The organism is Faecalibacterium gallinarum, from assembly GCF_022180365.1.
Classification (GTDB): domain Bacteria; phylum Bacillota; class Clostridia; order Oscillospirales; family Ruminococcaceae; genus Faecalibacterium; species Faecalibacterium gallinarum.
The window spans coordinates 1-24,610 of the sequence record NZ_BQKV01000065.1 but is presented as its reverse complement, the minus strand read 5'-3'; the positions used below and the strand labels follow the sequence as shown (position 1 = coordinate 24,610).

The window sequence follows — 24,610 nt, the reverse complement described above, 5'->3', positions numbered from 1 at the left end:
TTTGCAAACAGGAAAGGTATCTGCAATTGAGCCAATAGCAACGAAAGAATAACCTGATTGGAAATCTGGGTTGTTTGGTCTTTTTACTTGATCTACGTTTGGTTATTTCCGCTGAGCCCCAAATGGTTTTTTCAGCTGAACTCTAACAAGGCAAAGTTTTCCACAAAAAATCAGGCCGTTTTTGCAGCAGACCTCCTAGAATTTTTGCAGGAAGTTCTCTGTGCAGACAGCTCGCGCTGCGAGCTGTTTTGCTGTATAATGGGAGTCAGAAATCTTGCGGGAGGCTGCCATGCAGAAAATCGAAACCAGCATTTCCGAGCTGCTGAAACGGCAGCCAGTGACAGAACAAGAGAAGGATGCCTACATCCAGGACTTGCAGAAAGCCCTGCGGCTTCTTCTGGAAGAAGTCCGGGATCTGGAAGAGATGGTTGCCCTGCTGCAAAAGAAACGGTTTGGCAGCTCCAGTGAGGCGACGCCGGTGCAGGAGGAAGAAGAACCTCTGGGCGTATTCCCGGAAGCTGAGCTGGAGTACAAAGAAGACGCCCCGGAACCGTTCAAAAAGGATCAGAGGGGTGTCCACAAGATAAGCGAAGCGGGACGCTGGAAACTGACCAGCAGCAATGAGACAGAAGATCGCATCTTCGACTTGGACGAAGAAGAACGGATCTGTCCAAGGTGCAAAGGAAAACTGGTTTGGATCGGGAAAGAGCTGGTGCGGGAAGTCTTTGAATACCGGCGGCCCAAACTTAAGCTAGTCCGGTACTGGCAGATGAGTTACAAGTGCCCGGCTTGCCACAAAAAAGGCCGCAGTGTCATTGTGCGGGCTTCCGTTCCAAAGCCTTTGCTGAATCACAGTCTGGTTGCGGCTTCGGTGGTGGCAGAAATCATGTACCAGAAGTATGTGAATGCCATGCCGCTGTACCGGCAGGAAGCAGCCTGGAAACAGCTGGGGGTAACATTCAGCCGGACCACCATGGCGCGCTGGATCATCCGGTGTGCGGAAGACTGGCTGGAGCCTCTGTGGAACGCCATGCGGAAAGAACTTCTGCAAAGAGAAGTTCTGCATGCAGATGAGACGGTGGTTCAGGTTCTCAAAGAGAACGGCAAGACCGCTCAGTCCAAGTCTTACATGTGGGTTTACCGTACCGGCATGGATGGGCTGCCGCCCATTGTATTGTACGATTACCAGCCCGGACGCAGCGGCGAATATCCAAAGAAGTTTCTGGAAGGATTCCATGGATACCTGCATACCGACGGCTATGCGGGCTACAACCAGGTACCGGATATTAACCGCTGCGGCTGCTGGGCCCATCTGCGCCGGAAGTTCGTGGAGGCCATGCCTGCTGCATCCAGCAACCCCAAAGGTCTGCTCACACCGGCACAGGTTGGCCGGGATTACTGTGACCAGTTGTTTGCAGCTGAAAAGAAACTGGCTGGACTGCCAGCCGAAGAAAGACAGAAACAGCGCCTTGCGGTGGAGAAACCCATGCTCAGGGCTTTTTGGTGCTGGCTGGAAGAGCTGGAACGGCAGCCTCTGGCCGGAAATCTGAAAAAGGCTGTGCAGTATGCCCGCAAACAGCAGCCTTACATGGAGAACTACCTGCTTGACCCCAGGTGCCAGATTTCCAATAACCTTGCTGAGAACGCCATCCGTCCCTTTACTGTGGGACGCAAGAACTGGCTGTTCAGTGACACCGTGAAAGGAGCCAAAGCCAGTGCCGTGATCTACAGCCTGGTGGAAACAGCCGGTGCCAATGGTCTTTCTGAGCGGGGATACCTGCACATTGTACTGTCCAACCTTCCCTCCATGGACTTCCGCCAGCATCCGGAGCTGCTCAAGGATCTGATGCCCTGGAGCGACTACATGCGCAGTTGTTTTGAACAGGAGTAACCTAGGGGACCGGCTTTGGCCGGTCCTTTTCTGTTGTCAAGTACACTGTTTTGTGAGGCGCTTACTAAATATAGATAGAAATAGAGAATTTCGACAGAGAAATCATCTACATATTGAAGTGTATCACACGATTCTGTAAAACATTCGAAATGCAGCACATGGTTGAATTGCACAAATTTTATGTAAAAAATTATAAAAACCAGAGAATGCGCCCTTTCATGTTGACAGGGAAAGAGCAAAGTTATACAATGTACTTAATCAAATAGATACATTTACTGAAGGGGTTTTATGTGGATATTAATATTATTATAAGCAGTAGTTCAAGTATCCCCATTTACGAACAAATCGCAAAACAAATCAAAACGATGATTCGTTGTGGCAAGTTACTCCCAGGAGATAGTCTCCCTGCTATTCGCGTCATGGCAAAACAGCTTCAGATTGGCGTGGTAACGGTGCAGCATGCATATGAGCTTCTTCAAAAGGAAGGATTCATTGATTCTACAGTGGGACGCGGAAGTTTTGTAGCCAATATCAATCCAAATGATCCATATGATTATAATTTGTCTGAGATAAAAAAGATGTTGATGGAAACCGTAAAATTGGCAAAGGACGCTCACATTGGAAAGACAGAACTGTTGGAACTGCTGGAAGAGTGTTACAAAAAACACATTTAATTATATGGTCATGTACTATCAAACAACTACGGAGGCTGGCTATGGGCACAAATATGTTGGAAGTTTGTCATATATCAAAAGTGTACCAGAATCATAAAACCGCCTTAGATGATATCAGCTTTTCTATCCCTTATGGACACATTATAGGATTGGTTGGTGAAAATGGCGCAGGAAAAACAACTCTGCTAAAATCCATCATGGGTATTTTAGCAGCAGATTCAGGGAACATTTTCTTGCTTGGAGAAAAATACACACCACAAAGGACAGCTATTTGGGAAAAGATTGGAGTTTGTTTAGATGAAAGCTGTATTCCGATCCAGTTTCATGCAATGGATTTGAATCTGATTATGAGTCATGTTTACAACCAATGGGATACGAATCTTTTTTATTCATTGTTGGATCGGTTTTCCATTCCGAAGAAAAAAAGAGTTGGCGAGATGTCCAAAGGAATGAAAAGTAAGTTTTCCTTTTCTCTTGCATTGGCGCATCATCCTCAACTTTTGGTGCTGGATGAGATTACCAGTGGTTTGGACCCATCATCCAGAAAAGATATTTTATCAATTCTGCTTGATTTTATTCAAGATGAACGTCATGGGGTTTTGTTATCCTCACATACAACCAATGATCTTGAAAGAATTGCAGATTACATTATTTTTCTGGTTCACGGCAGAGTTGGATTATCAATTCAACGGGACACCTTAATGGATCAGTACAAAGTGATTCGATTTTCCCAAAACGATTTAAAACCGCTTGAAACATGTGACTGTATTACATATTATATTCAGTCAGGTCAGGTGAACGCTTTGGTTTCAGATTCTGCCAGATTTATAAGTGCAAATAAAATCGACCATTATGTAGAAGACAAAGTGTCAATAGATGAAGTTTTAGTCATGCTCAACTGGGAGAAAACCGTATGAAAGGGCTTTGCATAAGTTATTTAATCAATGTACTTAAAGAAGAAAAATGGGCTTTTAGTGGTCTTGCAGCAATTGGAATAATCATTTCATTGTTTGCCGATTCCCAGGTTCTATTGTATGGTTACGTGGTCCTTTTGTCTGTATCCGTGATCTATCTTATTCTGCAAGTATTGGTTTCAAACGAATCGGTTGTTTGCTGGGATCAGTATGAAATGATTCTTCCGATATCACCTTATAAAACCATTTTGGCCAAATATGTATTTTCTTCGATATTTGCAGGGTTATGTCTATTTTATATCGTCATTCTGCTTTATGTTGCAGATTTCAGGAATGGTTCTTATTTTCTTGATTTGGGTATAAAAGATGCGTTGACCCTTGTGTGCATGTCCTTTTCCTTTATGCTAGATTCCTTGGCCGCCTTTTTTATAACTTCCCATGGCATACTGAAGATTTATAAATCCTATCGAATCCTAACTTCTTTAATTTTTTCAACCGCATTTTTGGCTTTTATGATTTTCATTGCAAATGAGAAAGAAATGTCACTGTCTATCGGTAGAATTTTCTTCATGGCAATCTCCCTGGCGGTTTATCTTTTAAGCTATTTCATTGTATTGTTACAGTATAGAATGAGAAAGGAGTAAAACTGTATGTCTAAAGTAGATTTGAGTTCTATTTTAAATAAAAATGAATATAAAAAGAGAACTATTACGGGATGGGAAAATGGAAACTATTTAAACGCTACAATTTGCGTTACTGAAGAATGTAATTTGGCGTGTACATATTGCTATATGGTTGGAAAAAATAATTTCCATAGAATGTCATTTGACATTGCAAAGAAAATTGTCGATTTCCTTATTACAGATCCTTATTGCACGGGGCTGACAGATAATCTAATGGTTGATTTTATAGGTGGAGAACCACTTTTAGAAATAGATTTAATAGATAAGATTTCAGATTATATTTGTATGTCTATGTACCTAAAAAACCACAAATGGTTTAATCACTTTCAAATCACTTTTTCAACAAATGGAACTTTATACGATACTCCCAAAGTACAACACTTTTTGTCAAAACATCGAAAACATTGTGGGTTTGGATTCAGTATAGACGGAACAAAAGAAAAACATGATTTGACGCGAAAAACAAAAGATGGAAAAGGTTCGTATGATTTAGTTATAAATGGGTTCAAAAGATACAAAGAGCAATATGGTGAAGATATTTCTCAGAAATCAACTTTTTCTAGTCCAGATTTAAAGTATCTAAAAGATAGTATAATTCATCTTTGGGACTTGGGATTTAAAGATGTACAATCTAATCTTGTCTATGAGAATGTATGGAAAGAAGGTGATGCAGAAATATTTGAGCAGCAATTAAAGGATCTGGCTGATTATATGTTTGAATCGGGAAGATATAAAACACACTCCGTTGCATATTTTGATAAGAGAAGAGGACTCCCAATATCAAAAATGTCACTTCACCAAAATCGTTGCGGGGCAGGGTATAAAAGTTTGGCTTTTGATTGCGAAGGAAACATATATCCCTGTATTCGCTTTTTGGATATGTGTGATGAGAATAAAAAGTCAAAAGTTGTGGGAAACATTTGGACTGGAATAGACTATAATGCATTACGTGCATTATGTGGAACAACTTGGCAAGCTGTAAGTAATGAAAAATGTAAAAATTGTGAAGTCGGAACGGATTGTGGGTGGTGTGTAGCCTTAAATTATCAAGAAAATGGAACGTTATATGAACGAACAACCTCTATCTGTGAAATGCACAAGGCAAATGTTAGGGCTAATAAATATTTCTGGAAAAGATATGAGGAAATTACGGGGAAAACGTCAGACCGCGTAATAGAGAAAGTTCTTTACTCGCAACATAATTCATTAAAATATATTTACTTTATTATGTCAGATAAGGCACCGTCTTTCTGTAATTATAATAGCAAAATCCAGACAAATTTGCAAATGAGTGAAGAGCTTGTACAAAAAGGATTAGCTTTTTGTCTGGATAATGAAGCACTCCCTATTTTTCTTGGCACTGCTCCTGATTGCATAAAAGACTCTAAAAAGATCTATTTTGAAATTGATACAGTAAAGAAGTTTAACATTCCTGAAAGAGGGATAACAGTTGTTAAAAGTTTTGACAGTACAGTCTCCACTGCCATAATCAACTATATTCTTGATAAGTCCTCAATAAAACGTGCTTTAAATGATGTGAAAAAATATTATCAAATAGGCGTTTTGCGTATTAATCTATTTATTTCAGATCTTCAGCTTTGGAATGAGTATGAGATCAATGAATACGATTATGTAGTAAATCAATTAGCTGATTTTATAGCAGACATTTATTCTAAGGGCAACTTTAGATTTCAGATCAACATTTTAAGTGATAGATTAAATATGGGAGATGATGAATACAGAGATTGTGCTGCCGGAATTAATTCTATTGCTTTAGCACCAAATGGGAATTTCTATATTTGTCCTGGTTTCTACTTTGAAGGATTAAAGTGGAACATTGGTAATATTGATTCTGGTGTTAATTTCACACAAAAAGATAGGTTATTTAGAGACAGATCGCCCATGTGTTGCGATTGTAAGGCAATGAGCTGTAGTCGTTGTCTATTAAACAATGAAATAACAACGCAGGAGTTAAATGTTCCCTCTGTTCAAAATTGTAAAATTAATTATATACAAGCAAATGCACAATTGAAGCTATTACAGAAGTTAAAAGATACCATGGGAGACAATTATTGTTTTTTAGCAAATAATATCCAGAAACTTGATTATATTGATTATGTTGCAAATATGATATATAAAGACGAAAGGGCCATTGCAAAAAAATGGATGTATTGAGGCAACACAAATGAAAACTAATGTTAAACTTTTGATGTCAGAAGTTAAAGAGATAGCTGCCCTTGTACAAAATGTGCAGGCACTGTATTGTTTGCATCAAATATTGACCATAAATCCTGAACGTGTAACAGAGTTTGGATTCTCTTGGAATGATTTTTCAAATGTTGAAAATGATATTAGATCAGCAGATAATAATTGCCGAAACTGGTGGATTAGTATTTCAAAAAAATATGCACTTCCATTAGACTCGAAATTTTCTATCAATTTTGAAAATCAGATGTTGTCGATTGTTGAGGAAAATCATATTTAAGATATAAATTCCATTTTGGAATTTATAAATATAATAGAAAGGAGAAAAAATATGGACTTTTTGCTACCTACTCTTCCTTCTGACGAGGAAATCATCCCCTTTGCATGCGGAAATAATGATCCGTGTAAAGGCTGCCGCGGTGGTTGTAAGGGCTGCGATGCTGGCTGCGAAGGATGCACAGGTGGTCTTCTTTTTGGATAAGAGGATAACTTAAGCTTGTCGGACTCAATGGGCTTGAATTTACCAAATTCAAGCCCATTGAGTATATTTAGGAGAGGTACAAATTATGGATATAATAAAAAATATTTTAAAGTTTGTTAACTATATTTTCCATTTGAATCCATTTTATTTACCTCTTATAATAGCATCATCCATGCTAAAAAGTGCACTAACTCTACTAAGCCTATATTTTATTAGCGAACTGATTGATGTTATAAATTTAGATTTTGATTTTTATAATACCGTAAATGTTGCTTTTTCCTTTATTGTTTCAAGTATAATCATCTCAATTGTATATATCTATTTAACTCAGAAAAAAATTCCATTGAGTTTGAAACGTTTGCAGAACAGAATGCAAGTAGATGTGATGGATAAAATTTCAAGCTTAAATTATTCATGCTATGAAAATACAGATGACTTAAATTGTATTAAAGAAGCTCAGCAGCAAGCTGTGGAACGAATCAGCGAGTTTTCTAGTACTATTGCAATATTTATTACAAATATATTTAGTATAGGCGGGCTTATAACTTTATTGATTTCATATTCTCCAATAGCCATTTTAATTGCGTCTGTTAGTGTGATAGTATCTCTTGGATTAAATATAAAAAAAGTAAAAGATCAGCATTTTTATTATAAAAAGTCTGTTCCGTTTGAACGATTCATGGATTTCGTTTTAAGGAGCAATTACAATAGAAATGTGGCCAGGGATATAAGGTTATATAGTAAATTTAAAGCAGTTTTAAAAGAAAAATTTGCTTATTATGCGAATTGCGAATTTGAATTAAGTGACAAATATGCAAAAAAATGCACGTTAGGATCGATTATAACTTATACATGTAATCAATTCGTTAATTTGATTCTTGTTGTGATCCTGTCATTACGAGTTTTACATAACAACTTGTCAATTGGAGAATTTATTGCTTCAATAAATGGTTTTCAACAGTTAACAACACAAGTGCTATCTTTAATTCAAATTATTCCCGAATTTTATAAACATAGTATTTATATTTCAAATTTCTTAAATTTTATGAATGGCAATTCTAAAACTGAAACTATTACAGGTGGAAAACATTTATCTTCAAATTTATATATCCAGTTCGACCATGTGTATTTCAAATATCCAAACACAGAAAGATATGCTATAGAAGATTTAAGTTTCACTTTAAAGCAAGGTGATCGGATACTTATTGTCGGTAATAACGGAGCTGGAAAAAGTACAATTATAAATCTTATGACACGTTTGTATGTTCCCACTATGGGATGTATTAAGATCAATGGAATAGATTATTTAAATTATGACTTAGAAGAACTTCGAAATTGCTTTTCTACACTATTTCAAGATAATGTCTTTTATCCACTATCAGTGCAAGATAATATATTAATGGGAAGGCCATTGATAGAATACGATCAAATTCCATTTGTGCTAAAAACAGTGGAACTGTCTGAATCAATAAATCAATTCGTGGAAAAGTCCAATGTAATGGTAACAAAAGAGTTTGATGATAACGGTATAATCTTATCTGGAGGCGAATATCAACGCCTTGCAATTGCAAGATCAGTATTTAGGTTATCAACCATTCTATTTTTAGACGAACCATTAAATTCATTAGATCCAATAGTTGGAAGAAAAATTTTATATCACATACTAAATGATTGCAAAAAATTGTTAAGTACTGTAATTATTGTTTCACACGATTTATCATTTGCTCAAGATATGGATAATATCATATGTATGCAGTCTGGCAAATGTGTTGCAATTGGAAAACATGATGAACTGTTGAACAATTGTTCGTATTATCAGGAATTGTGTGAAGCGCATAAGTCAATTAAAGTGGATTAAAATATAATCAATTGTTTGCAAATTTCTGGAAATGAGGGGTAATCACCATGACCGCTGTCATCTATGCCCGCTATTCCTCCGACAATCAGCGGGAGGAGTCCATCGAAGGTCAGATCCGCGAGTGCACGGCCTATGCAGAGAAGAACGATATCACCGTGGTAAAGCACTACATTGACCGGGCAATCTCGGCCAAAACGGACAATCGCCCCCAGTTCCAGCAGATGATTAAGGACAGCGAACGGAAGCTTTTTGATATGGTTCTGGTTTGGAAACTGGACCGCTTTGCCCGGAACCGCTACGACAGCGCTCGTTATAAGACCCAGCTCAAAAAGAATGGGGTCAAGCTGATGTCGGCTACAGAGATCATCTCGGATGGGCCGGAGGGCATTATTCTGGAGTCCGTTCTGGAAGGATATGCCGAATACTATTCAGCAGACCTCTCGGAGAAAGTCATTCGCGGTATGACAGAAAATGCGCTAAAGGGCAAGTTTACCGGTGGGGCCGTCCCGGTTGGTTATCGGATCGATGAGAACCAGCGTTTTCAAACCGATCCTTTGACAGCCCCGCTCATTGCCGAAGCTTTCAGGATGTATAACGAAGGCGCTACCATGACCGAAGTACGGGACTGGTTGAATGAACACCAGGTCAAAAATCCTCGTGGTGGCCCCATGAGCTACAATACTGTCCAGCATATGCTGAAGAATCGCCGCTATATAGGTGAACTGAAATACCGGGATATCTTGATTCCAGATGCGATTCCGCCGATTGTATCACCGGAACTATTCGAGGATGTACAAATCAAGATGGCCAAAAATAAAAAGGCCCCTGCCCGGCGCAAGGCAGAGGATGACTATCTTCTGACTACCAAACTGTTCTGCGGTTACTGCGGTTCCTTGATGTTCGGGGAGAGCGGTACCAGCCGTTCCGGGGACGTGCACCGGTACTATAAATGCGCGACGGTTAAAAAGAGAAAGTCCTGCCAAAAGAAAACCGTCCGCAAGCAGTGGCTGGAAGATTTGGTGATTGCAAAAACCAAAGCCCTTATTATGGACGATACCGTGATTGATTCCATTGTTTCCAGTGTAATGGAGCTGCAAAACAAAGAAAATACCAACCTGCCACTCTATGAGAAGCAGCTTCGGGACATAGAAGCTGGCATCCAGAATATGCTCAACGCCATTCAGGCTGGTATTCTGACCAGTTCCACCAAAGAACGGCTGGAAACTCTGGAAACGCAGAAGAAAGAGCTGGAAGCCAAGATCGCCGAAGAGCGGCTTGCAAAGCCCAAGCTCAGCGAAGACTTTGTGCGATTCTGGCTGACCCGGTTCCGCAAGCTGGACCTTTCTCAAAGGGAGCAGCGTCAGGCGCTGATTGATACTTTCATCAACGCCATCTACCTGTATGATGACAAAATGCTCATTACCTTCAACTACAAAGAAGGAACGGAGACCGTTTCCTTTGCTGAAGCCACAGAGGCTGTGGTAGGGGAAATTGGTTCGGATTTGGATTGCTTAACTGCACCAAACCGGATCAGGAAGTTTCCTGATCCGGTTTTTGTTTTTGTGTATTTCCCAAAACCAGAAAAAACCCAGGGTCCCCGCAGCGGGGGAGAACCCTGGGTTTTTATTTTTTCAAGAAAGCGCGGTCACCGGCTCAGATGCTGAATCAGCTTAGCCGCCAGTTCCTCGGCCTCGGCGGCGGGGACCCAGAGGTCCGGGTAGAAGCCCTCGAATTCTTTGAAGTAGTAGCCCTCGCCCTCATAGGCGGGAATGGTTAGACCGTCGCCCATGACAATGCTGACGAGGCTGTTGGGCAGCTGGAGCTTGTTGGAGGCAGAGGTCAGGAAGTACCCGCCGGTATTCTCGCCGATCAAGAGGACATTTTCCAGATCCTGGATTTTGTCCACCAGGCTTTCTGCGGAGGATGCAGAATATTTCCCGGTCAGTACAACCAGAATGTTTTCGTGTTCCACCCATTTGGAAGGAGAGTTATTTGGACCGTAAAATACATTGAACGAATACTGTGTCATATTTCCGGGCAGGGTTTGGCCGCAGTATTCTGCTACCCAGCGGTCGACCACAGTGGAATTGCCTCCGCCATTGGTGCGCAGGTCCAGCATGGCAATGGGTGCATCTTTGATGGCGGCGGCGCCGGCGACAATCTCCTCGGTGTAGCTCGTCTGACAGGCATCGAATTCAAAGACAGGGATTCCCTCGGTCTCGCGCAGCTCGGTGAGGACGATTCTTTCGTCGCCCCGTAGGTTGCTTGCATAACCGGCCGAGTTTTCCCAGCCGTACAGATGGAAGGGCTCTGCGGTCAGGGTCTCGCTGCTGCCGTCGGTATAGCGGACGGTGAGGGTCTCGCTGCAGGTTTGCGGCTGGTCATTCCACTCCCTCGGCTCCAGGAGAATGGGGTAGTAGACAATCTCCCCTTCGGGAGAGATGGAACGCTTGAATAACTCCTCCAGCTCAGGGTGATTGTCCACCGATTCCACGGTTTTCCCCTCCGCCGTCTGATAGCCTGCATCGGTCTTATAAAAAGCCGTTTCACGGAAAAAGAAAGGGACCTGGAACAGGTTGGTGCGGTGTCCGTTGATGTTGAAATGGGCATCTGGCAGAAAGGTCAGGCCGTCCAGCAGCAGATCCTGAAATTCCTGAGCGGTCCAGCTCTCCCGCTGGGCGCATTGTGCGAGGATCTCCGCCTTGTGCGCGTTGAAGACATCGGCCCCGCCCAGATAGTCGTACGGACCATAGAGGGCCGCGAACGCGCCGAACAGATATTCCACATCCTGGGCGGCCTGGTCAGCGGTGATAACGGCGTCCTGGTCAAAGGCTTTGAATCCTTCCTCCCCGATCCGGTATGGTTCCAAGATGTCCTCGTCTGGGGTTCCCTTTATAAAGCGCCACCGGTCTATAGGTTTCTGTTGGATGCTCTGGTGTTGGGCGTTCACTTCGGCCATCAGCTCGTCCAAAGTGGGCTGTGAAATCTTGGGTGCAGCGGCACAGCCCGCCAGGGCCAGGGCGAGAAGAATGCTCGACAGGGACACAAAGATAGAACGTTTCACAAAAATCGAAATCCCCCTTTCGAGAAATAGCATCCAGGCAGGGGTGGGCGGAACTCTGCACACTGGGGTCAGATACAATCGATAAGATTAGAATAACACAACCGTTCGACAAAATCGAGCCCTCAGCAAAAAACAGGTTCCCCCGGAAGAGGAACCTGTTTTTTCTTTGAATGCTCAGTCCAGCGCAGTCACGGTGAAGTCGGAGACAAAGGCCTCGGTGCCGATGTCCACAAAGATGCCTACCCCGCCGGGGGCCCCGGCGCCGTGCTTGAGGGCGGGCACCACCAGCAGGGGCTGGGCGGAGCCGTTGAGGTAAAATTCGGCCCGGCTGCCCTGGATGACGGCTTTCAGGGTGAACCACTCGTCCAGCTCGATGTCTGCCGGGGCCTCGTAGCCGGGGATGCCGAACTCCCGGAAATATTCAAAGGTGTACCCCGGGTAGGAAAAATACTGGCAGCCGTGGGCCCGCCGCACCGGGTCGGGGCAACTGCGGCCGTTGGTGGGCCGGAGATAGAAGGACTCAAACTCCGAGTTTTCCTCGTTGGCCCGGAATACCACCCCGATGAACCCACGGGCGAAATCCGGCGCGTCGGGCAGAAGGCGGCTTTTCATCTTCAGTTCCAGGAAGCCGTCCCGGAATTTGACCCCCCGGGCCCGGGCGTAGGTATTCTCGTCGAAGCGGAGGAGTTTGTCTTTTTTGACCACCCGCAGGGCCGGGCCCTCGGGCAGGGCGGCGGCCTCCACCCCGGTGTGGACCGGGAGGAACGCTTCGGGCGAAAGGGAAAGATTCTGTTTCATGGCGGGCTCCTTTTCTGTGCAGGCGTTTTGTTTGATTATACCACAGGGGCAGGGGCTTGAAAAGTAGGCACAAATTTGTGGCCCGGTTACCGCCGGGTAACCGGCTTGTGCACGGGGAGCCGGTGCGCTATACTGAGAGGAGAAGCCGCCCCCTTTGGCGGAGAAAATTTTTCAGAAAAATTTTGGTGCATCTGAATGGATTGCCCCGCCCCGCCCGTGTTAAGGGTGAAAGGGAACAAAACCTGAGAATTTTTCAAACCCATCGGGAGGCGACGAAGTATGAAGATGAAGAAGTTGTTTGCAGGTCTGGCAGCGGCGGCGCTGTTTGTGAGCGTGGGGGCCACCACGGTTTTTGCATCGGACGGCGGGGCCGGCCCCTATTACCAGGACGCCAACGGCGACGGGATCTGTGACCGCCGGGCCGGGGTCTGCTATTTCGTGGACGAAGATTGCGACGGGGTCTGCGATTCCTGCGGCTTTGCCGGCCGGGGCGTGGGCTATCGGGACGCCGACGGCGACGGGGTCTGTGACTATTACGGCACGGGCGCCCGGGCGGGCCGGGGCTGTGGCCGCCGGGGCGGCTGCTGCGGCAGATTCTGCGGATAACAACACAGAGGCGGGCTTTTGGGATGCGGAGTGAACAGGAGGTCAGCCAGGCGATTGCGCGGTATGCGGATACAGTGCAGCGGCTGTGCATGCTCTATCTGAAAAATCATGCGGACACCGAGGACATATTTCAAACCGTGTTTTTGAAGTATGCCCTTGGTTCTGTTGTGTTTGAAAGCGAGGAACACGAAAAAGCCTGGATCCTCCGGGTGACCATCAACGCCTGCAAAGATTTGTTGCGGAGCTTCTTCCGCAGCCGGACGGTCTCCCTGGAAGAGGTGCTGGACCAGCCCGCCCCCCTGACCGGCGAGGACCGGGAGGTATGGGCGGCGGTGCTGGCCCTGCCCCAAAAATACCGGGATGTGATCTACCTGCACTATTACGAGGGCTACACCGCCCCCGAGATGGCCCGGATTCTGGGCAAGAACCCCAACACGGTTTACACCCTGCTGACCCGGGCTCGGCAGATGCTGCGCCAGACACTGGGAGGTGACGGCGATGAAGGATAAATTGCAGCACGCCTTTGGCCAGGTCCACGCCGACCCCGCCCGGGTGGCCCGGACCCGGGCCTTTGTACTGGCGCAAATGCGCCCCGCCCGCCGGGCGGTTTGGCCCCGGGCCCTGGTGGCCGCGGCCTGCCTGATGCTGGCGGTGCTGGGGAGCGGCTGGCTCTGGCTCAGCCCCACTGCCCACATCAGCATCGACGTCAACCCCTCTCTGGAGCTGGCGGTCAACCGGTTCGACCGGGTGGTGGGGGTGGAGGGCTGGAACGAGGACGGCCAGATCCTGGCCGACTCCCTGGACCTCCAATTCACCGATTACACCCAGGCGGTGGAGGAGATTCTGGCCCATGAGACGGTGGCGAACTTGCTGGCCGAGGATGCGGTTCTGGAGATCACGGTGGTGGGCCCTGAGAACGCCCAGTGCACCCGGCTTTTGGCCGGGGTCAAGGCCTGCACCGCCGGGCAGGGGAACGCCCGCTGCCACGCCGCCCGGCCCGAAGAAGCCGCAGCCGCCCACGAGATGGGCCTCTCCTGCGGCAAGTACCGGGCCTATCAGGAACTGTTGGCCCTGGACCCCACCGTTACTCCGGAAGAGGTGGCCGGGATGACCATGGCCGAGATCCGGGCCGCCATCCGTCAGCTGCAAGGGGCAGAAACCGGCGTTCCAGCCGCCCCCGGAGGCCACGGACACGGCCACCGCCATGGCTGGGAGTAAGACGGAGGTCTACAACGAATTGTAATATAGAATTAAAAATATACACAAAAGTCCATTTGTCGAGGTTTACCCAACGGCAAATGGACTTTTTTTATTCCTTTTTGTTGTAAAAAAGGACGTACTCCCCGCCCGGTGGGGCCTGTGCTACTCTCTTGTCAGCGGGAGGCCGCAAAAAACAAAGCCGAAAGGGGAGAGGATATGCCGAATAAAACACAGAGCGGGCCGGACCGCAGCCTGGCGGAACTCCACCGGGCCACCGATACCCTGAGCACCATGCTGTCCCAGGAGGTGCGGGACCTCCACGCCCGCCAGAAAGCGGCCCGCCGCCAGGAGGGGGGCGACCCCGGGACCATCAAGGCCCTGAAGGAGACCACCGCCGTCCTCAAGGATCTGGCCTCGGTGGCCCGGTCCCTCAATGAACAGGGGGCCGAGACCGGCGGGGCGGTCTGCGGGGTGGTGCTGCTGCCCACCGTAGAGGAGGAGGGTGCCGGATGAACCAGAGCTGTGAAATCTCGCCCACCGTCCCGGTGGTTTGGCGGCCCCAGCCCCGGCAGGCCGAGTTCATGCGCCGCCCCGAGCCCGAGGCCCTCTACGGCGGGGCGGCCGGCGGCGGCAAGAGCGACGCGCTGGTGATCGAGGCCCTGCGCCAGGTGGATATCCCACATTACAGAGGGTTGATTCTGCGAAAAACATACCCACAGTTATCGGATTTGGTGGATAAAAGCATGAACTACTACCGCCGGGCTTTCCCCGGGGCCCAGTACAACGCCACCGCCCATGTGTGGGTGTTCCCCAGCGGGGCCAAGATCTATTTCGGCTCCATGCAGTACACCAAGGACCGGACCAACTACCAGGGCAAAGCCTTCGACTTCATCGGGTTTGACGAGCTGACCCACTTTGAGTGGGAGGAATACAGCTACATGATGAGCCGCAACCGCCCCACCGGCCCGGGCACCCGGGTGTATATGCGGGCCACCACCAACCCCGGCGGGGTGGGCCACGGCTGGGTCAAGGAGCGGTTCATTACTCCGGCGCCCCCGGGCACCCCCATCCGGGAGGAGTACACCGTCCATATGCCGGACGGCACCGACCGGGTCTATACCCGGGCGCGGGTGTTCATCCCCTCCAGCGTCTTCGATAATCCCGCCCTGCTTGAGAACGACCCCGATTACCTGGCCAGCCTGGCCGCTCTGCCCGAGGCCGAAAAACAGGCCCTGCTCTACGGCAGCTGGGACAGCTTTTCGGGCCAGGTGTTTACCGAGTGGCGGAACGACCCCGCCCACTACAAGGACCAGCGGTGGACCCACGTCATCGAGCCCTTCCCCATCCCGAAACACTGGCAGATCTGGCGGGGGTACGATTTCGGGTTCTCCAAGCCCTTCTCGGTGGGGTGGTACGCAGTGGACGAGGAGGGGCGGCTCTACCGGATCAAGGAGCTCTACGGCTGCACCGGCCGCCCCAACGAGGGGCTGAAAATCGACCCGGTGGAGCAGGCCCGGCGGATCCGCCAGGCCGAGCAGGACGATCCCACCCTCCGGGGGCGGGTGATTTACGGGGTGGCCGACCCGGCCATCTTCGACGAGAGCCGGGGGGAGAGCATCGCCGCCATGATGGAGCGGAGCCCCAATTTCCTCCACTGGACCCCCGGGGACCACACCCGCCTTGCGGGCAAGATGCAGCTGCACTACCGGCTGGCCTTCGGGGAAGAGGGGCGGCCCATGTTCCAGGTGTTTTCCACCTGCAAACACTTCATCCGCACCATCCCCAGCCTGGTCTACGACGAGGCCAGCGTGGAGGACATCGACACCCGCCAGGAGGACCACATCTACGACGAGTGCCGCTATGTCCTGATGGAAAACCCCATCACCCCGCCCCGGCGCACCCTGCCGCCGCCCCTGCCGGACGACCCGCTGGATCTGCACCGGACCACCCGATTTTATCGAATTTGAGGTGAAACATGAACCAAGAAGAAATCCTGCGCCCGGCGGAACCGGTGGGCGCCGAGCAGGTGGCCGAGGCCACCCAGCTGCTCCAAAAGTACAAGGCGGGCAAGGCCGCCCTGGACCGCCGCCTGATCGACAACGAGCTCTGGTTCCGGATGGGCCACTGGAAGCAGTACAAAAACCGGATGATGGAGGGCAAGCCCCAGCCTTCCAGCGGGTGGCTGTTCAACTCCATCGCCAGCAAACACGCCGATGCCATGGACAGCTACCCCGAGCCCTGTGTATTGCCCCGGGCCGCCGACGACGAGGCCACCGCCCGAACCCTTTCCAGCGTTTTGCCGGTGGTGCTGGAACAGGCCGACTACGAGCAGGTGTACAGCGATACCTGGTGGCGCAAGCTGAAACAGGGCACCGGCGTCAAGGGCATCTTCTGGGACCCCACCGCCCGGGGCGGGGTGGGGGACATCGCCATCCGGCCCATGAACCTGTTGATGCTCTACTGGGAGCCGGGGGTCATGGATATCCAGGACAGCCCCAACTTTTTCTCCCTGAGCCTCGAGGACACAAAACAGCTGGAAGAGCGCTGGCCCGCCCTCAAAGGCCACGGGGGCTCCACCCTGGACGTGCCCCGGTACATCCACGACGACAGCATCGACACCAGCGGCAAGAGCGTGGTGGTGGACTGGTACTATAAGCGCCCGGACGAGACCGGCCGCCCCCGGCTGCACTACTGCAAATTCTGCAATGGGGTGGTCCTCTACGCCAGCCAGAACGACCCGGCCCTGGCCGGGCGGGGGCTCTACGACCACGGCAAATATCCCTTTGTCTTTGATGTGCTCTACCAGGAGGAGGACAGCCCCGCGGGCTTCGGCTTCATCGACGTGATGAAGGACTGCCAGACCTCCATCGATAAGCTCAACCAGGCTATGGACGAGAACGTCCTCCTGGCCTCCAAGCAGCGGTACATCCTCAGCGACACCGCCGGGGTCAACGAGGAAGAGCTGGCCGACTTCGGCCGGGATATCGTCCATGTGGCGGGGCGGCTCAGTGAGGACACCTTCCACCAGATGCAGACGGCGGGCCTCCAGGGCAACTCCCTGAGCTACCTCAACAGCCGAATCGACGAGCTGAAGGAGATCAGCGGCAACCGGGATATGAGCCAGGGCGGCACCTCCGGCGGCGTGACGGCGGCTTCCGCCATCGCGGCCCTGCAGGAGGCGGGGTCGAAACTCAGCCGGGATATGCTCAAGAGCGCCTACCGGGCCTTCGCCAAGGAGTGCTACCTCATCATCGACCTGATGCGGCAGTTCTACGACGAGGAACGAGTGTTCCGGATCGTGGGGGAGAACGGCCAGAACCGGTTTGTCCGGTTCAGCGGCCAGACCCTCCGCCCCCAGCCCGGAGGAAATGTAGGGGGCGTGGAGCTGGGCAGCCGGGAGCCGGTGTTCGACATCGTCATCAGCGCGGCGAAGAAATCCACTTACAGCCGCCTGTCCCAGAACGAGATGGCGAAAGAGTGCTACCAGCTGGGCTTTTTCAACCCCGCCAACGCCGACGCGGCCCTGGCGGCCCTGGAAATGATGGACTTTGAAGGGGTGGAGAAGGTCCGGGACCGGGTCCGCGCCAACGGCACCCTGGCCCAGCAGCTGGCCGCCGCCCAGGCCCAGCTGGCGGCCTTCACCGCCCAGCTGCCCCAGACCAACCAGCCCCAGACCGCCAGCGGCGGCCGGAAGGCTCTGGCCGCGGCCCTGCCCCGGCCGGACACCGCGGCCAACCGTGGAATGAATCTCAACCGAAAGTGAGGCGACACAGGAATGATTAAAGTGATTTACAGCGAACTGGACGGCCCCAAAGGTCCCACCTGCCGCCTGGAAGCCACCGGCCATGCGGGCTATGCCCCGGCGGGCCAGGACATCGTCTGCGCCGGGGCCAGCACCCTGATGCAGGCCCTGGTCTACCTGCTGGCGGGCACCGAGGGCACCGCCAGCCTGGCCACCGACCGGCCCGAGGGCCCCAGCGTGACGGTGACCGCCGTCCCCGACGCGGTCCGTCAGCCCTGCGTGGAGGGGGCCTTTGAGCTGGCCAAGGCGGGGTTTGCCCTGCTGGCCGAGCGGTACCCCGACAACCTGAGCTACTGCGACACCAGCGCCCGGGGGGAGAAAGCCATGATGGATTTGCAGCTGTTCGCCGAAGGGGCGGAAGGAGCTGAAGGCAGCCCCGCCCCGGCCCTGAGCCGGGCGCAGCAGCAGCAGGCCATCGCCGCGGGCACCCTGAAGCCCGCCGAGGCCCGGCGGGAGGCGGCCCCCGCTGAACCCAAACCCAAGACCGAGTCCCCCCGGCCCACCCGCCCGGCGGATGCCGACCCGGCGTTCCGCCGTCTGCCCACCCCGGGCCGCCCGGCATTGACTCCCCAGGGCCGCCAGCTGATCGGCCGGCTCCACGCCCGGTGGGCCGCCGAGGAGGCCCGGATGCGGCAGGTTCAGCCCTCCTTCTCCCTGCGGCAGGAGCTGAAAAACCCCGAGATGCGCCGCCTGATGCAGCTGCCGGGGATGCGGATGGCCGATGCCTATCGGCTGGTCCACTACGAGGATGCGATGCGGGCCACCGCCCGCCGGGTGGAACAGGGGGTCATGGAGCGGGTCCGGCAGCGGGGGGCACGTCCCCTGGAAAATGGGGCCCGGCCCTCGAGCGCCGCCGCCGTCAAACCCGACGTCAGCAAGATGACCCGCGCCCAGCGGGAACAGCTGGAGCGGCTGGCCCTCCATGGGGCGAAAATCCAGTTTTGACCCGGAGGTTTGAACCCCTCCGGATCGGGTGAACACCCTGATACAGAAAGGACGATGACAATGGAAATCAAGAACAAGACCCGGTTCCCCTTCGCGCTGCAGCTCTTTGCCCAACTGCCCAACACCACCGCCAGCGAGGGCCTGAGCGTCGAGATGAAGACCTTCTATGAGAAGCGCCTCATCGACCAGGCCGAGCCCCGGCTGGTCCACGACCAGTTCGCCGACTTCTACCCGGTGCCGGTGGGCGGCGGCAAGACCATCGAGTTCCGCAAGTACGACAGCCTGCCCAAGGCCACCACCCCCCTCACCGAGGGCGTGACCCCCGACGGCCAGTCCCTGAACGTCACCAACATCACCAGCGACCTGCATCAGTACGGCGGCTGGACCCCCCTGACCGATGTGCTCCAGATGACCGCCATCGACAACAACGTGGTCCAGGCCACCCGAATTCTGGCCAGCCAGGCGGGCCGCACCATGGACAGCATCACCCGGGATGTGCTGGCCGGCGGCACCAACGTCATCTACGCCCCCAAGGTCTCCGAGGACGGCACCGAGACCCCCGTCTCCAGCCGGGCCGACCTGGACGAGACCTGCAAGCTGACCCCGAAGCTCTTCTTCCAGGCGGCGGCCCAGCTGGGCGCCATGAACGCCGACACCATCGGGGACAGCTATGTGGCCATCATCCACCCCTACGCCGCCTACGACCTCAAGACCAGCAAGGAGTGGATCGAGGTCCACAAGTACGCCGACCCCGAGGCCATGTTCCGGGGCGAGATCGGCAAACTGGGCAACATCCGGTTCATCGAGACCAGCGAGGCCAAGATCTGGAAGGACGAGACCTGCCCCGGTTCGGGCGCCTCGGCGGTCTTTGGCACCCTGGTGCTGGGCGCCCACGCCTACGGCGTCACCGAGCTGGAGGGCGGCGGCCTCGAGCACATTGTCAAACAGCTGGGCTACGGCGACGACCCCCTGAACCAGCGCGCTTCCGTGGGCTGGAAGGGGATGCGGGCCGCCGAGCGGCTGGTGGAGCAGTACATGGTCCGGATCGAGAGCCTGTCCAGCTACTCCGCCACCGCTGCGGCCAACTAAGCCGGGAAAGGAGGGTTCTAGACCATGGCCGAAAAGAAAACACCCGCCGGGCGGATGGTGAAGATCCGCCTGTTCAAGGACAACAGCCGCTATAAAGGGGATCTCTTCGTCAGCGTAAACGGCGTCAACTACAAGATCCGCCGGGGCGTGGAGGTGGAAGTCCCCGCCGCTGTGGCGGAAGTTCTGGAACACAGCCAGATGCAGGACGAGCGGACCGCCGCCCGCATCGCTGCCGCAGAGAACGCCGCCCAGTAAACCCGGCGCGGCAGGGAAAAAACGGGTCCCGGCACGGCGGCGCTGTGCCGGGATTTTTGGAAAAAAGGGGGAGATTACTTATGACGGTAGGAGAAGCGATGGAGCGCGCCGCGGCCCTGCGGCCGGGGGACGCCATCGCCGACAGTACAAAACACGCCTGGCTCCGGGAGCTGGACGGCACCCTGCGGGCCCAGCTCTTTGGGCCGGGGTCGGGGGCCGGGTTCCAGAGCGCGGGGGCGGATCTTAGTTGGAACGGCGGGCTGGACGACGGGGTGGAGCTTTTGGTCCCCGCCCCCTTCGACCGGCTCTACCCCCACTACCTCTGCGCCATGATCGACGGCGCCCTGGGGGAGATCGACCGCTATTCCGGCGAGATGAGCCAGTACAACAGCATGCTGGCCGAGTTCACCCTCTGGCTGCGGCGGCGCCGCCCGCCCCGGCCCGCCCGGGTGAAATGGTGAGAGGGGAGGGAACGCCATGTATCTGCCCGGACGCCCCGAGATCAAAAACAGCCGCTCCATGCTGCGGGCCTTCGGCGGGCTGAACGAGACCTACGGCTGCACCGAGGCCGAGTTCAGCCAGGCGCTGAACTTTTCCTCCCGGGATTTCCCGGCCCTGAGTACCCGGCTGCCCCGCCGGAAACTCCGCGCCGCCGAAAACGTCCGCGGGATGTACCAGCTGGGCGGTCTGCTGATGCTCTGCGGCACCACCCTCCACTACACCCCCGACGACGCCGGGGAGGAGCCGGTGACGTTGGAAAACGCGGTCTCGGACACCGAAAAGGCCCTGGTGGGCATCGGCACCAAGATTCTGATTTTCCCCGATCAGCTGGCCTTCGACACCGCCGACGGCAGCCTGACCGCCCTGGGGGCCCGATGGAGCGGCGAGGAAACCGCCCTGGAGCTGACCCCCTGCGACGCCGACGGCAAGACCTATACCGTGGACCGCTGGGGGCTGGAAGAGCCGGAGGACCCCGCCGACGGGGAAATCTTCCTCAAGGCGGCCAACGTCAACACCCCCTGGCGGCACGACGGGGTGCTGGAGGTATACAGCCAGGCCGACGAAAAATGGAACGCCGTCACCCTGGACCACTGCCTGCTCTCGGGCGAGGGGCTGAGCGAAGCGTTCCGACAGTGGGACACCGTCACCGTGTCGGGCACCGCCGCCATCCTGGCCGGGATGGGAGCGGACCTGGACGGCGAACAGGTGCTCTACAATGTGGAGGAGGGGGTGCTGCGGGTCCGGATCACCCCCCAGGGGGACCACTTTTACGGCTATCTCAAACAGGAGGGGACGGCCGTCACCTGGACCAGCATCGACGACAGCGAGACCGAAGAATACACCGCCGAGGGCCCCGCGGTCATCGAGCGCCGGGTGCCCGAGCTCGAGTACCTGACCGAGTGCGACAACCGGGTCTGGGGCTGCAACAGCCAGGAAAATGTGATCTACGCCTGCAAGCTGGGCGACCCCACCAACTGGTTTTCCTACCAGAACAGCGCCGCCGACAGCTACGCGGTGACGGTGGGCAGCGACGGCCATTTCACCGGCGCAGCCACCTGCATGGGGTACGCCCTCTTCTTTAAAGAGAACGTCCTCCATAAGCTCTACGGCTCGAAACCCTCGGATTTCCAGCTCACCTCCCTGAACTGCCGGGGGGTGGCTCAAAACGCCGCCAAGAGCCTCTGCGTCATCAACGAGACCCTCTATTATCTCTCCCGGGACGGGGTCATGTCCTGGGACGGCAGCATCCCGGTGAAAGCCTCGGCGGCGCTGGACCCCAGCGGTTTTTCCAACGTCCGCCGGGCGGTCAGCGGCCAGCTGGACGGCCGGTATTACCTCCACATCACCCGGGACGCCGGAACCGGGGCGGCCCACCGGCTGCTGGTCTACGACACCGAGCGGAGCCTCTGGCAGGAGGAGGGGGTCTGCTCTTACCAGATGGCGGGCACCGGCAGCCAGCTCTATCTCTGGGACGGCGAAGCCCTCTGGATTGCCGACCCCCGGCGGGAGACCGGGGCCCGCACCGCCGAAGAGGGCGAGGCCCCCGAGACCCGCATCCCCTTTGAGCTGGTGACCGGCGAGTTCGGGCTGGACGAGCCGGAGGACAAATACATCTCCCGTCTGGTGCTCCGGCTGGAAGCCGAGCCCTACACCACCCTGGAGATCGCCGCCAGCTACGACGGCGGGGTCTGGGAGACCCTGCTGGCCCGGGCCGTAGGGGCCCAGCGGGAAAAACTGGCCCTGCCCCTTCTGCCCCGGCGGCACGACACCCTGCGGCTGCGGATCCGGGGCCAGGGGCAGATCACCCTGCGCAGCCTGACCCGCACCTTTGCGGCGGCCCGGGGCGGCCTGACACAGTGAACAGGAGGGAGAATCCATGGCGAGTATTTCGGGCATCGGCAAGATCAGCCTGCCCAAGCTCAGCGAGAACATGGCCCCGGAGGATTCCCGGGCCATCCGCAACTATCTGTACCAGATGCAGGAGCAGCTGCAATATGTGCTGACCAATCTGGACACCGAGAATCTGTCCGACGAGCTGCGCAGCCGGCTGGAAGCCCTGGGCAGCCTATGACGAAAGGGGGAGACCATGGCGTCTACCAAGAAAAAACAGTACGATACCTCCGGCCTGACCAGCAAGGACGAGGTGCAAGACGCGCTGAACTCGGCGCAGTATAACCCCAGCCAGGCGGTGACCGACGCGGAAAACGCCCTCAAGGAGTGGCAGAATAACCGCCCCGCCGACTACGAGAGCAAGTACCAGGATCAGATCGACAGTCTGCTCCAGCAGGCGTCCCAGCAGAAGGATTTTTCCTATAACTATGCCCAGGACCCCATGTACCAGCAGTACGCCCGGATGTACACCCAGAACGCCCACAACGCCAGCACCGACGCCGCGGCCCAGGCCGCCGCCCTGACGGGGGGATACAGTTCCAGCTACGCCGCCAGCGTGGCCCAGCAGGCCTACCAGCAGCAGATGAACGCTCTGAACAGCATCATCCCCACCCTGTATAATATGGCCCTGGACAGCTACACCAGCCAGGGCGACCAGCTGTTCAACGAGATCGAGCTGGTTTCGGCCCAGGAGCAGAGCGCCCAGAACCAGTACTACCGCCAGCTGGAGGACTACTACACCCAGCTGGAACGGAAGGGCCAGGCCTACAACGACGCCTACGCCAAGGACTACAACGAGTACACCGATTATCTGGCCCAGCTGGGGAGTATGCGGGACTATTACGTCCAGCAGGAGCAGTACCAGAACGCCCAGAAACAGCAGACCTTCCAGAACGTGATGAGCGTTCTGGGGTTGATCGGGGACGCGATCCAGCTGGCCATCAGCGGCACCACCGGCCTTGGCTCCCTGGCCAACGGCCTGCTCCAGACCGGCTACGGCATCTACGCCGGCAACCGGGACTACGAGGCCCAGCGGGAGGACGCGGCCTGGGATCAGCAGATGGAGGCGCTGCTGCGGCAGGACAGCCTGACCCAGCAGGCCTACGAGAACGAGACCGCCCAGCGGGAGTACCAGGACGCCCTGGCCCAGCAGAAATTCGACAACGATGTCACCAGCCAGAAGCTGGCCATCGCCCAGGGGGAGTGGGCCCTCAAACAGGCCCAGGCCGCCGAAAAGGCCAGCGAGGCCGCGGCCCGGAGCCAGAGCAGTTCCAGCGGCCTGACCACCGGCAGCACCGGTTACAGCGGCGCCTCGCCCTCGTCGGGTTCCGGGGCCCAGACCCGGGTGCCCTACTCCGCCCTGCGGATGCAGGCCCAGGGCAAGAGCAGCCAGCAGATCATCAATCAGCTGACCAGCGAGGGGTACACCTCGGCCCAGATCAAGAGCATCATGCAGATGCTCAACCAGTAACCCCCACCCAGAGCCGGGCGCAGCAAAGCGCCCGGCTTTTTGTATAACGAAAACCACTCGCTAGGCGAGTGGTTCTAAAAAAGACTTATGTCGATCATGGTGACAGAAAAACTCCCTTTGCTTAAAATAGAAGCGCGGTCTGCCAACTGCACAACCAAGCAAAGGGAGGTCATTCAAAATGAACGACACGAATAGTCTATCACATACCACATGGAATTGTAAATATCACATAGTCTTTGCCCCAAAGTTTCGGAGAAAGGTGTTTTACAAAGAGAAGCGTCGC

The 24,610-nt window shown here is 53.6% G+C and carries 24 protein-coding genes; 22 read left to right on the top strand and 2 right to left on the bottom strand.

Translation table 11 applies throughout. The annotated features are described in order from the left end of the window. The first annotated feature begins 289 nt into the window (after positions 1-289). The 8 genes from tnpC (at position 290) to JCM17207_RS09340 (ending at position 10,370) form a co-directional block, all read left to right on the top strand. Positions 290-1,891, top strand: a complete 1,602-nt coding sequence (gene tnpC, locus JCM17207_RS09375) for an IS66 family transposase (protein WP_238317405.1) — start codon at positions 290-292, stop codon at positions 1,889-1,891. A 290-nt stretch (positions 1,892-2,181) separates the two neighbouring features. Continuing rightward, entirely contained in the window at positions 2,182-2,565 is a 384-nt protein-coding gene (locus JCM17207_RS09370) for a GntR family transcriptional regulator (protein WP_238317404.1), read from the top strand. 41 nt (positions 2,566-2,606) lie between these two features. Beyond that, positions 2,607-3,482 carry an ABC transporter ATP-binding protein gene (locus tag JCM17207_RS09365; protein ID WP_238317403.1) on the top strand — a complete coding sequence of 292 codons (876 nt, stop codon included), beginning with the start codon at positions 2,607-2,609 and terminating at the stop codon, positions 3,480-3,482. Beyond that, positions 3,479-4,123 (top strand): ABC-2 transporter permease, encoded by a 645-nt coding sequence (locus JCM17207_RS09360; protein WP_238317402.1) that lies wholly within the window; start codon positions 3,479-3,481, stop codon positions 4,121-4,123. The genes JCM17207_RS09365 and JCM17207_RS09360 overlap by 4 nt, the downstream gene beginning before the upstream one ends. Before the next feature lie 6 nt (positions 4,124-4,129). Next, entirely contained in the window at positions 4,130-6,337 is a 2,208-nt protein-coding gene (locus JCM17207_RS09355; protein ID WP_238317401.1) for a radical SAM peptide maturase, CXXX-repeat target family, read from the top strand. A 10-nt stretch (positions 6,338-6,347) separates the two neighbouring features. After that, positions 6,348-6,647: a CXXX repeat peptide modification system protein gene (locus tag JCM17207_RS09350; protein ID WP_238317400.1), complete on the top strand. Its 300-nt coding sequence runs from the start codon at positions 6,348-6,350 to the stop codon at positions 6,645-6,647. A 286-nt stretch (positions 6,648-6,933) separates the two neighbouring features. Next, positions 6,934-8,706: an ATP-binding cassette domain-containing protein gene (locus JCM17207_RS09345; RefSeq protein WP_238317399.1), complete on the top strand. Its 1,773-nt coding sequence runs from the start codon at positions 6,934-6,936 to the stop codon at positions 8,704-8,706. Between the two features lie 47 nt (positions 8,707-8,753). Next, positions 8,754-10,370 (top strand): recombinase family protein, encoded by a 1,617-nt coding sequence (locus tag JCM17207_RS09340; RefSeq protein WP_238317398.1) that lies wholly within the window; start codon positions 8,754-8,756, stop codon positions 10,368-10,370. On the opposite strand, the gene JCM17207_RS09335 is transcribed toward JCM17207_RS09340, so the two are convergent. Together JCM17207_RS09335 and JCM17207_RS09330 are read right to left on the bottom strand one after the other, a co-directional pair. Further along, the gene (locus tag JCM17207_RS09335) at positions 10,352-11,770 is read right to left on the bottom strand and encodes a S41 family peptidase (RefSeq protein ID WP_238317397.1); all 1,419 of its coding nucleotides are present in this window, start codon (positions 11,768-11,770) and stop codon (positions 10,352-10,354) included. The two genes, JCM17207_RS09340 and JCM17207_RS09335, sit on opposite strands and share 19 nt — an antisense overlap. A 174-nt stretch (positions 11,771-11,944) precedes the next feature. Continuing rightward, positions 11,945-12,568: a hypothetical protein gene (locus JCM17207_RS09330; RefSeq protein WP_238317396.1), complete on the bottom strand. Its 624-nt coding sequence runs from the start codon at positions 12,566-12,568 to the stop codon at positions 11,945-11,947. A gap of 279 nt (positions 12,569-12,847) precedes the next feature. Here JCM17207_RS09330 and JCM17207_RS09325 point away from each other — a divergent pair, with 279 nt between their 5' ends. From JCM17207_RS09325 to JCM17207_RS09260, 14 genes are all read left to right on the top strand, one after another. Continuing rightward, positions 12,848-13,174 (top strand): hypothetical protein, encoded by a 327-nt coding sequence (locus JCM17207_RS09325; RefSeq protein ID WP_238317395.1) that lies wholly within the window; start codon positions 12,848-12,850, stop codon positions 13,172-13,174. 23 nt (positions 13,175-13,197) lie between these two features. Further along, on the top strand, positions 13,198-13,683 hold the full coding sequence (locus JCM17207_RS09320) for an RNA polymerase sigma factor (protein WP_238317394.1): 486 nt from the start codon (positions 13,198-13,200) through the stop codon (positions 13,681-13,683). After that, complete coding sequence (locus JCM17207_RS09315; RefSeq protein WP_238317393.1) at positions 13,673-14,392, top strand: anti-sigma-I factor RsgI family protein; 720 nt, start codon at positions 13,673-13,675, stop codon at positions 14,390-14,392. Before JCM17207_RS09320 ends, JCM17207_RS09315 begins: the two co-directional genes overlap by 11 nt. A gap of 198 nt (positions 14,393-14,590) precedes the next feature. Then, positions 14,591-14,887 carry a chemotaxis protein gene (locus tag JCM17207_RS09310; RefSeq protein WP_238317392.1) on the top strand — a complete coding sequence of 99 codons (297 nt, stop codon included), beginning with the start codon at positions 14,591-14,593 and terminating at the stop codon, positions 14,885-14,887. Beyond that, positions 14,884-16,341, top strand: a complete 1,458-nt coding sequence (locus JCM17207_RS09305; RefSeq protein ID WP_238317391.1) for a phage terminase large subunit — start codon at positions 14,884-14,886, stop codon at positions 16,339-16,341. Before JCM17207_RS09310 ends, JCM17207_RS09305 begins: the two co-directional genes overlap by 4 nt. Before the next feature lie 8 nt (positions 16,342-16,349). Then, entirely contained in the window at positions 16,350-18,137 is a 1,788-nt protein-coding gene (locus JCM17207_RS09300; protein ID WP_238317390.1) for a portal protein, read from the top strand. Positions 18,138-18,149: 12 nt separating this feature from the next. Continuing rightward, a complete protein-coding gene (locus tag JCM17207_RS09295; RefSeq protein WP_238317389.1) occupies positions 18,150-19,121 on the top strand; it encodes a ribosomal-processing cysteine protease Prp in 972 nt (323 codons plus the stop codon). 60 nt (positions 19,122-19,181) lie between these two features. Continuing rightward, entirely contained in the window at positions 19,182-20,210 is a 1,029-nt protein-coding gene (locus JCM17207_RS09290) for a N4-gp56 family major capsid protein (RefSeq protein WP_373871949.1), read from the top strand. Positions 20,211-20,234: 24 nt separating this feature from the next. Further along, positions 20,235-20,465, top strand: coding sequence for a hypothetical protein (locus tag JCM17207_RS09285; protein ID WP_238317387.1), 231 nt, complete (start codon positions 20,235-20,237; stop codon positions 20,463-20,465). 80 nt (positions 20,466-20,545) lie between these two features. Beyond that, a complete protein-coding gene (locus JCM17207_RS09280) occupies positions 20,546-20,926 on the top strand; it encodes a hypothetical protein (protein ID WP_238317386.1) in 381 nt (126 codons plus the stop codon). A 16-nt stretch (positions 20,927-20,942) separates the two neighbouring features. Next, a complete protein-coding gene (locus tag JCM17207_RS09275) occupies positions 20,943-22,826 on the top strand; it encodes a hypothetical protein (RefSeq protein ID WP_238317385.1) in 1,884 nt (627 codons plus the stop codon). A gap of 16 nt (positions 22,827-22,842) precedes the next feature. Further along, positions 22,843-23,037: a hypothetical protein gene (locus JCM17207_RS09270; protein WP_238317384.1), complete on the top strand. Its 195-nt coding sequence runs from the start codon at positions 22,843-22,845 to the stop codon at positions 23,035-23,037. Between the two features lie 15 nt (positions 23,038-23,052). Then, the gene (locus JCM17207_RS09265; RefSeq protein WP_238317383.1) at positions 23,053-24,327 is read left to right on the top strand and encodes a cell envelope biogenesis protein TolA; all 1,275 of its coding nucleotides are present in this window, start codon (positions 23,053-23,055) and stop codon (positions 24,325-24,327) included. Positions 24,328-24,505: 178 nt separating this feature from the next. Beyond that, positions 24,506-24,610: transposase (locus tag JCM17207_RS09260; RefSeq protein ID WP_373871951.1), on the top strand; the 105-nt coding region annotated here is incomplete at its 3' end.

Coding starts and splice junctions, on each gene's coding strand:
- tnpC (WP_238317405.1), top strand. CDS start 290: ATGCAGAAAATCGAAACCAGCATTTCCGAGCTGCTGAAACGGCAGCCA.
- JCM17207_RS09365 (WP_238317403.1), top strand. CDS start 2,607: ATGGGCACAAATATGTTGGAAGTTTGTCATATATCAAAAGTGTACCAG.
- JCM17207_RS09360 (WP_238317402.1), top strand. CDS start 3,479: ATGAAAGGGCTTTGCATAAGTTATTTAATCAATGTACTTAAAGAAGAA.
- JCM17207_RS09355 (WP_238317401.1), top strand. CDS start 4,130: ATGTCTAAAGTAGATTTGAGTTCTATTTTAAATAAAAATGAATATAAA.
- JCM17207_RS09350 (WP_238317400.1), top strand. CDS start 6,348: ATGAAAACTAATGTTAAACTTTTGATGTCAGAAGTTAAAGAGATAGCT.
- JCM17207_RS09345 (WP_238317399.1), top strand. CDS start 6,934: ATGGATATAATAAAAAATATTTTAAAGTTTGTTAACTATATTTTCCAT.
- JCM17207_RS09340 (WP_238317398.1), top strand. CDS start 8,754: ATGACCGCTGTCATCTATGCCCGCTATTCCTCCGACAATCAGCGGGAG.
- JCM17207_RS09330 (WP_238317396.1), bottom strand. CDS start 12,568: ATGAAACAGAATCTTTCCCTTTCGCCCGAAGCGTTCCTCCCGGTCCAC.
- JCM17207_RS09325 (WP_238317395.1), top strand. CDS start 12,848: ATGAAGATGAAGAAGTTGTTTGCAGGTCTGGCAGCGGCGGCGCTGTTT.
- JCM17207_RS09320 (WP_238317394.1), top strand. CDS start 13,198: ATGCGGAGTGAACAGGAGGTCAGCCAGGCGATTGCGCGGTATGCGGAT.
- JCM17207_RS09315 (WP_238317393.1), top strand. CDS start 13,673: ATGAAGGATAAATTGCAGCACGCCTTTGGCCAGGTCCACGCCGACCCC.
- JCM17207_RS09310 (WP_238317392.1), top strand. CDS start 14,591: ATGCCGAATAAAACACAGAGCGGGCCGGACCGCAGCCTGGCGGAACTC.
- JCM17207_RS09305 (WP_238317391.1), top strand. CDS start 14,884: ATGAACCAGAGCTGTGAAATCTCGCCCACCGTCCCGGTGGTTTGGCGG.
- JCM17207_RS09300 (WP_238317390.1), top strand. CDS start 16,350: ATGAACCAAGAAGAAATCCTGCGCCCGGCGGAACCGGTGGGCGCCGAG.
- JCM17207_RS09295 (WP_238317389.1), top strand. CDS start 18,150: ATGATTAAAGTGATTTACAGCGAACTGGACGGCCCCAAAGGTCCCACC.
- JCM17207_RS09290 (WP_373871949.1), top strand. CDS start 19,182: ATGGAAATCAAGAACAAGACCCGGTTCCCCTTCGCGCTGCAGCTCTTT.
- JCM17207_RS09285 (WP_238317387.1), top strand. CDS start 20,235: ATGGCCGAAAAGAAAACACCCGCCGGGCGGATGGTGAAGATCCGCCTG.
- JCM17207_RS09280 (WP_238317386.1), top strand. CDS start 20,546: ATGACGGTAGGAGAAGCGATGGAGCGCGCCGCGGCCCTGCGGCCGGGG.
- JCM17207_RS09275 (WP_238317385.1), top strand. CDS start 20,943: ATGTATCTGCCCGGACGCCCCGAGATCAAAAACAGCCGCTCCATGCTG.
- JCM17207_RS09270 (WP_238317384.1), top strand. CDS start 22,843: ATGGCGAGTATTTCGGGCATCGGCAAGATCAGCCTGCCCAAGCTCAGC.
- JCM17207_RS09265 (WP_238317383.1), top strand. CDS start 23,053: ATGGCGTCTACCAAGAAAAAACAGTACGATACCTCCGGCCTGACCAGC.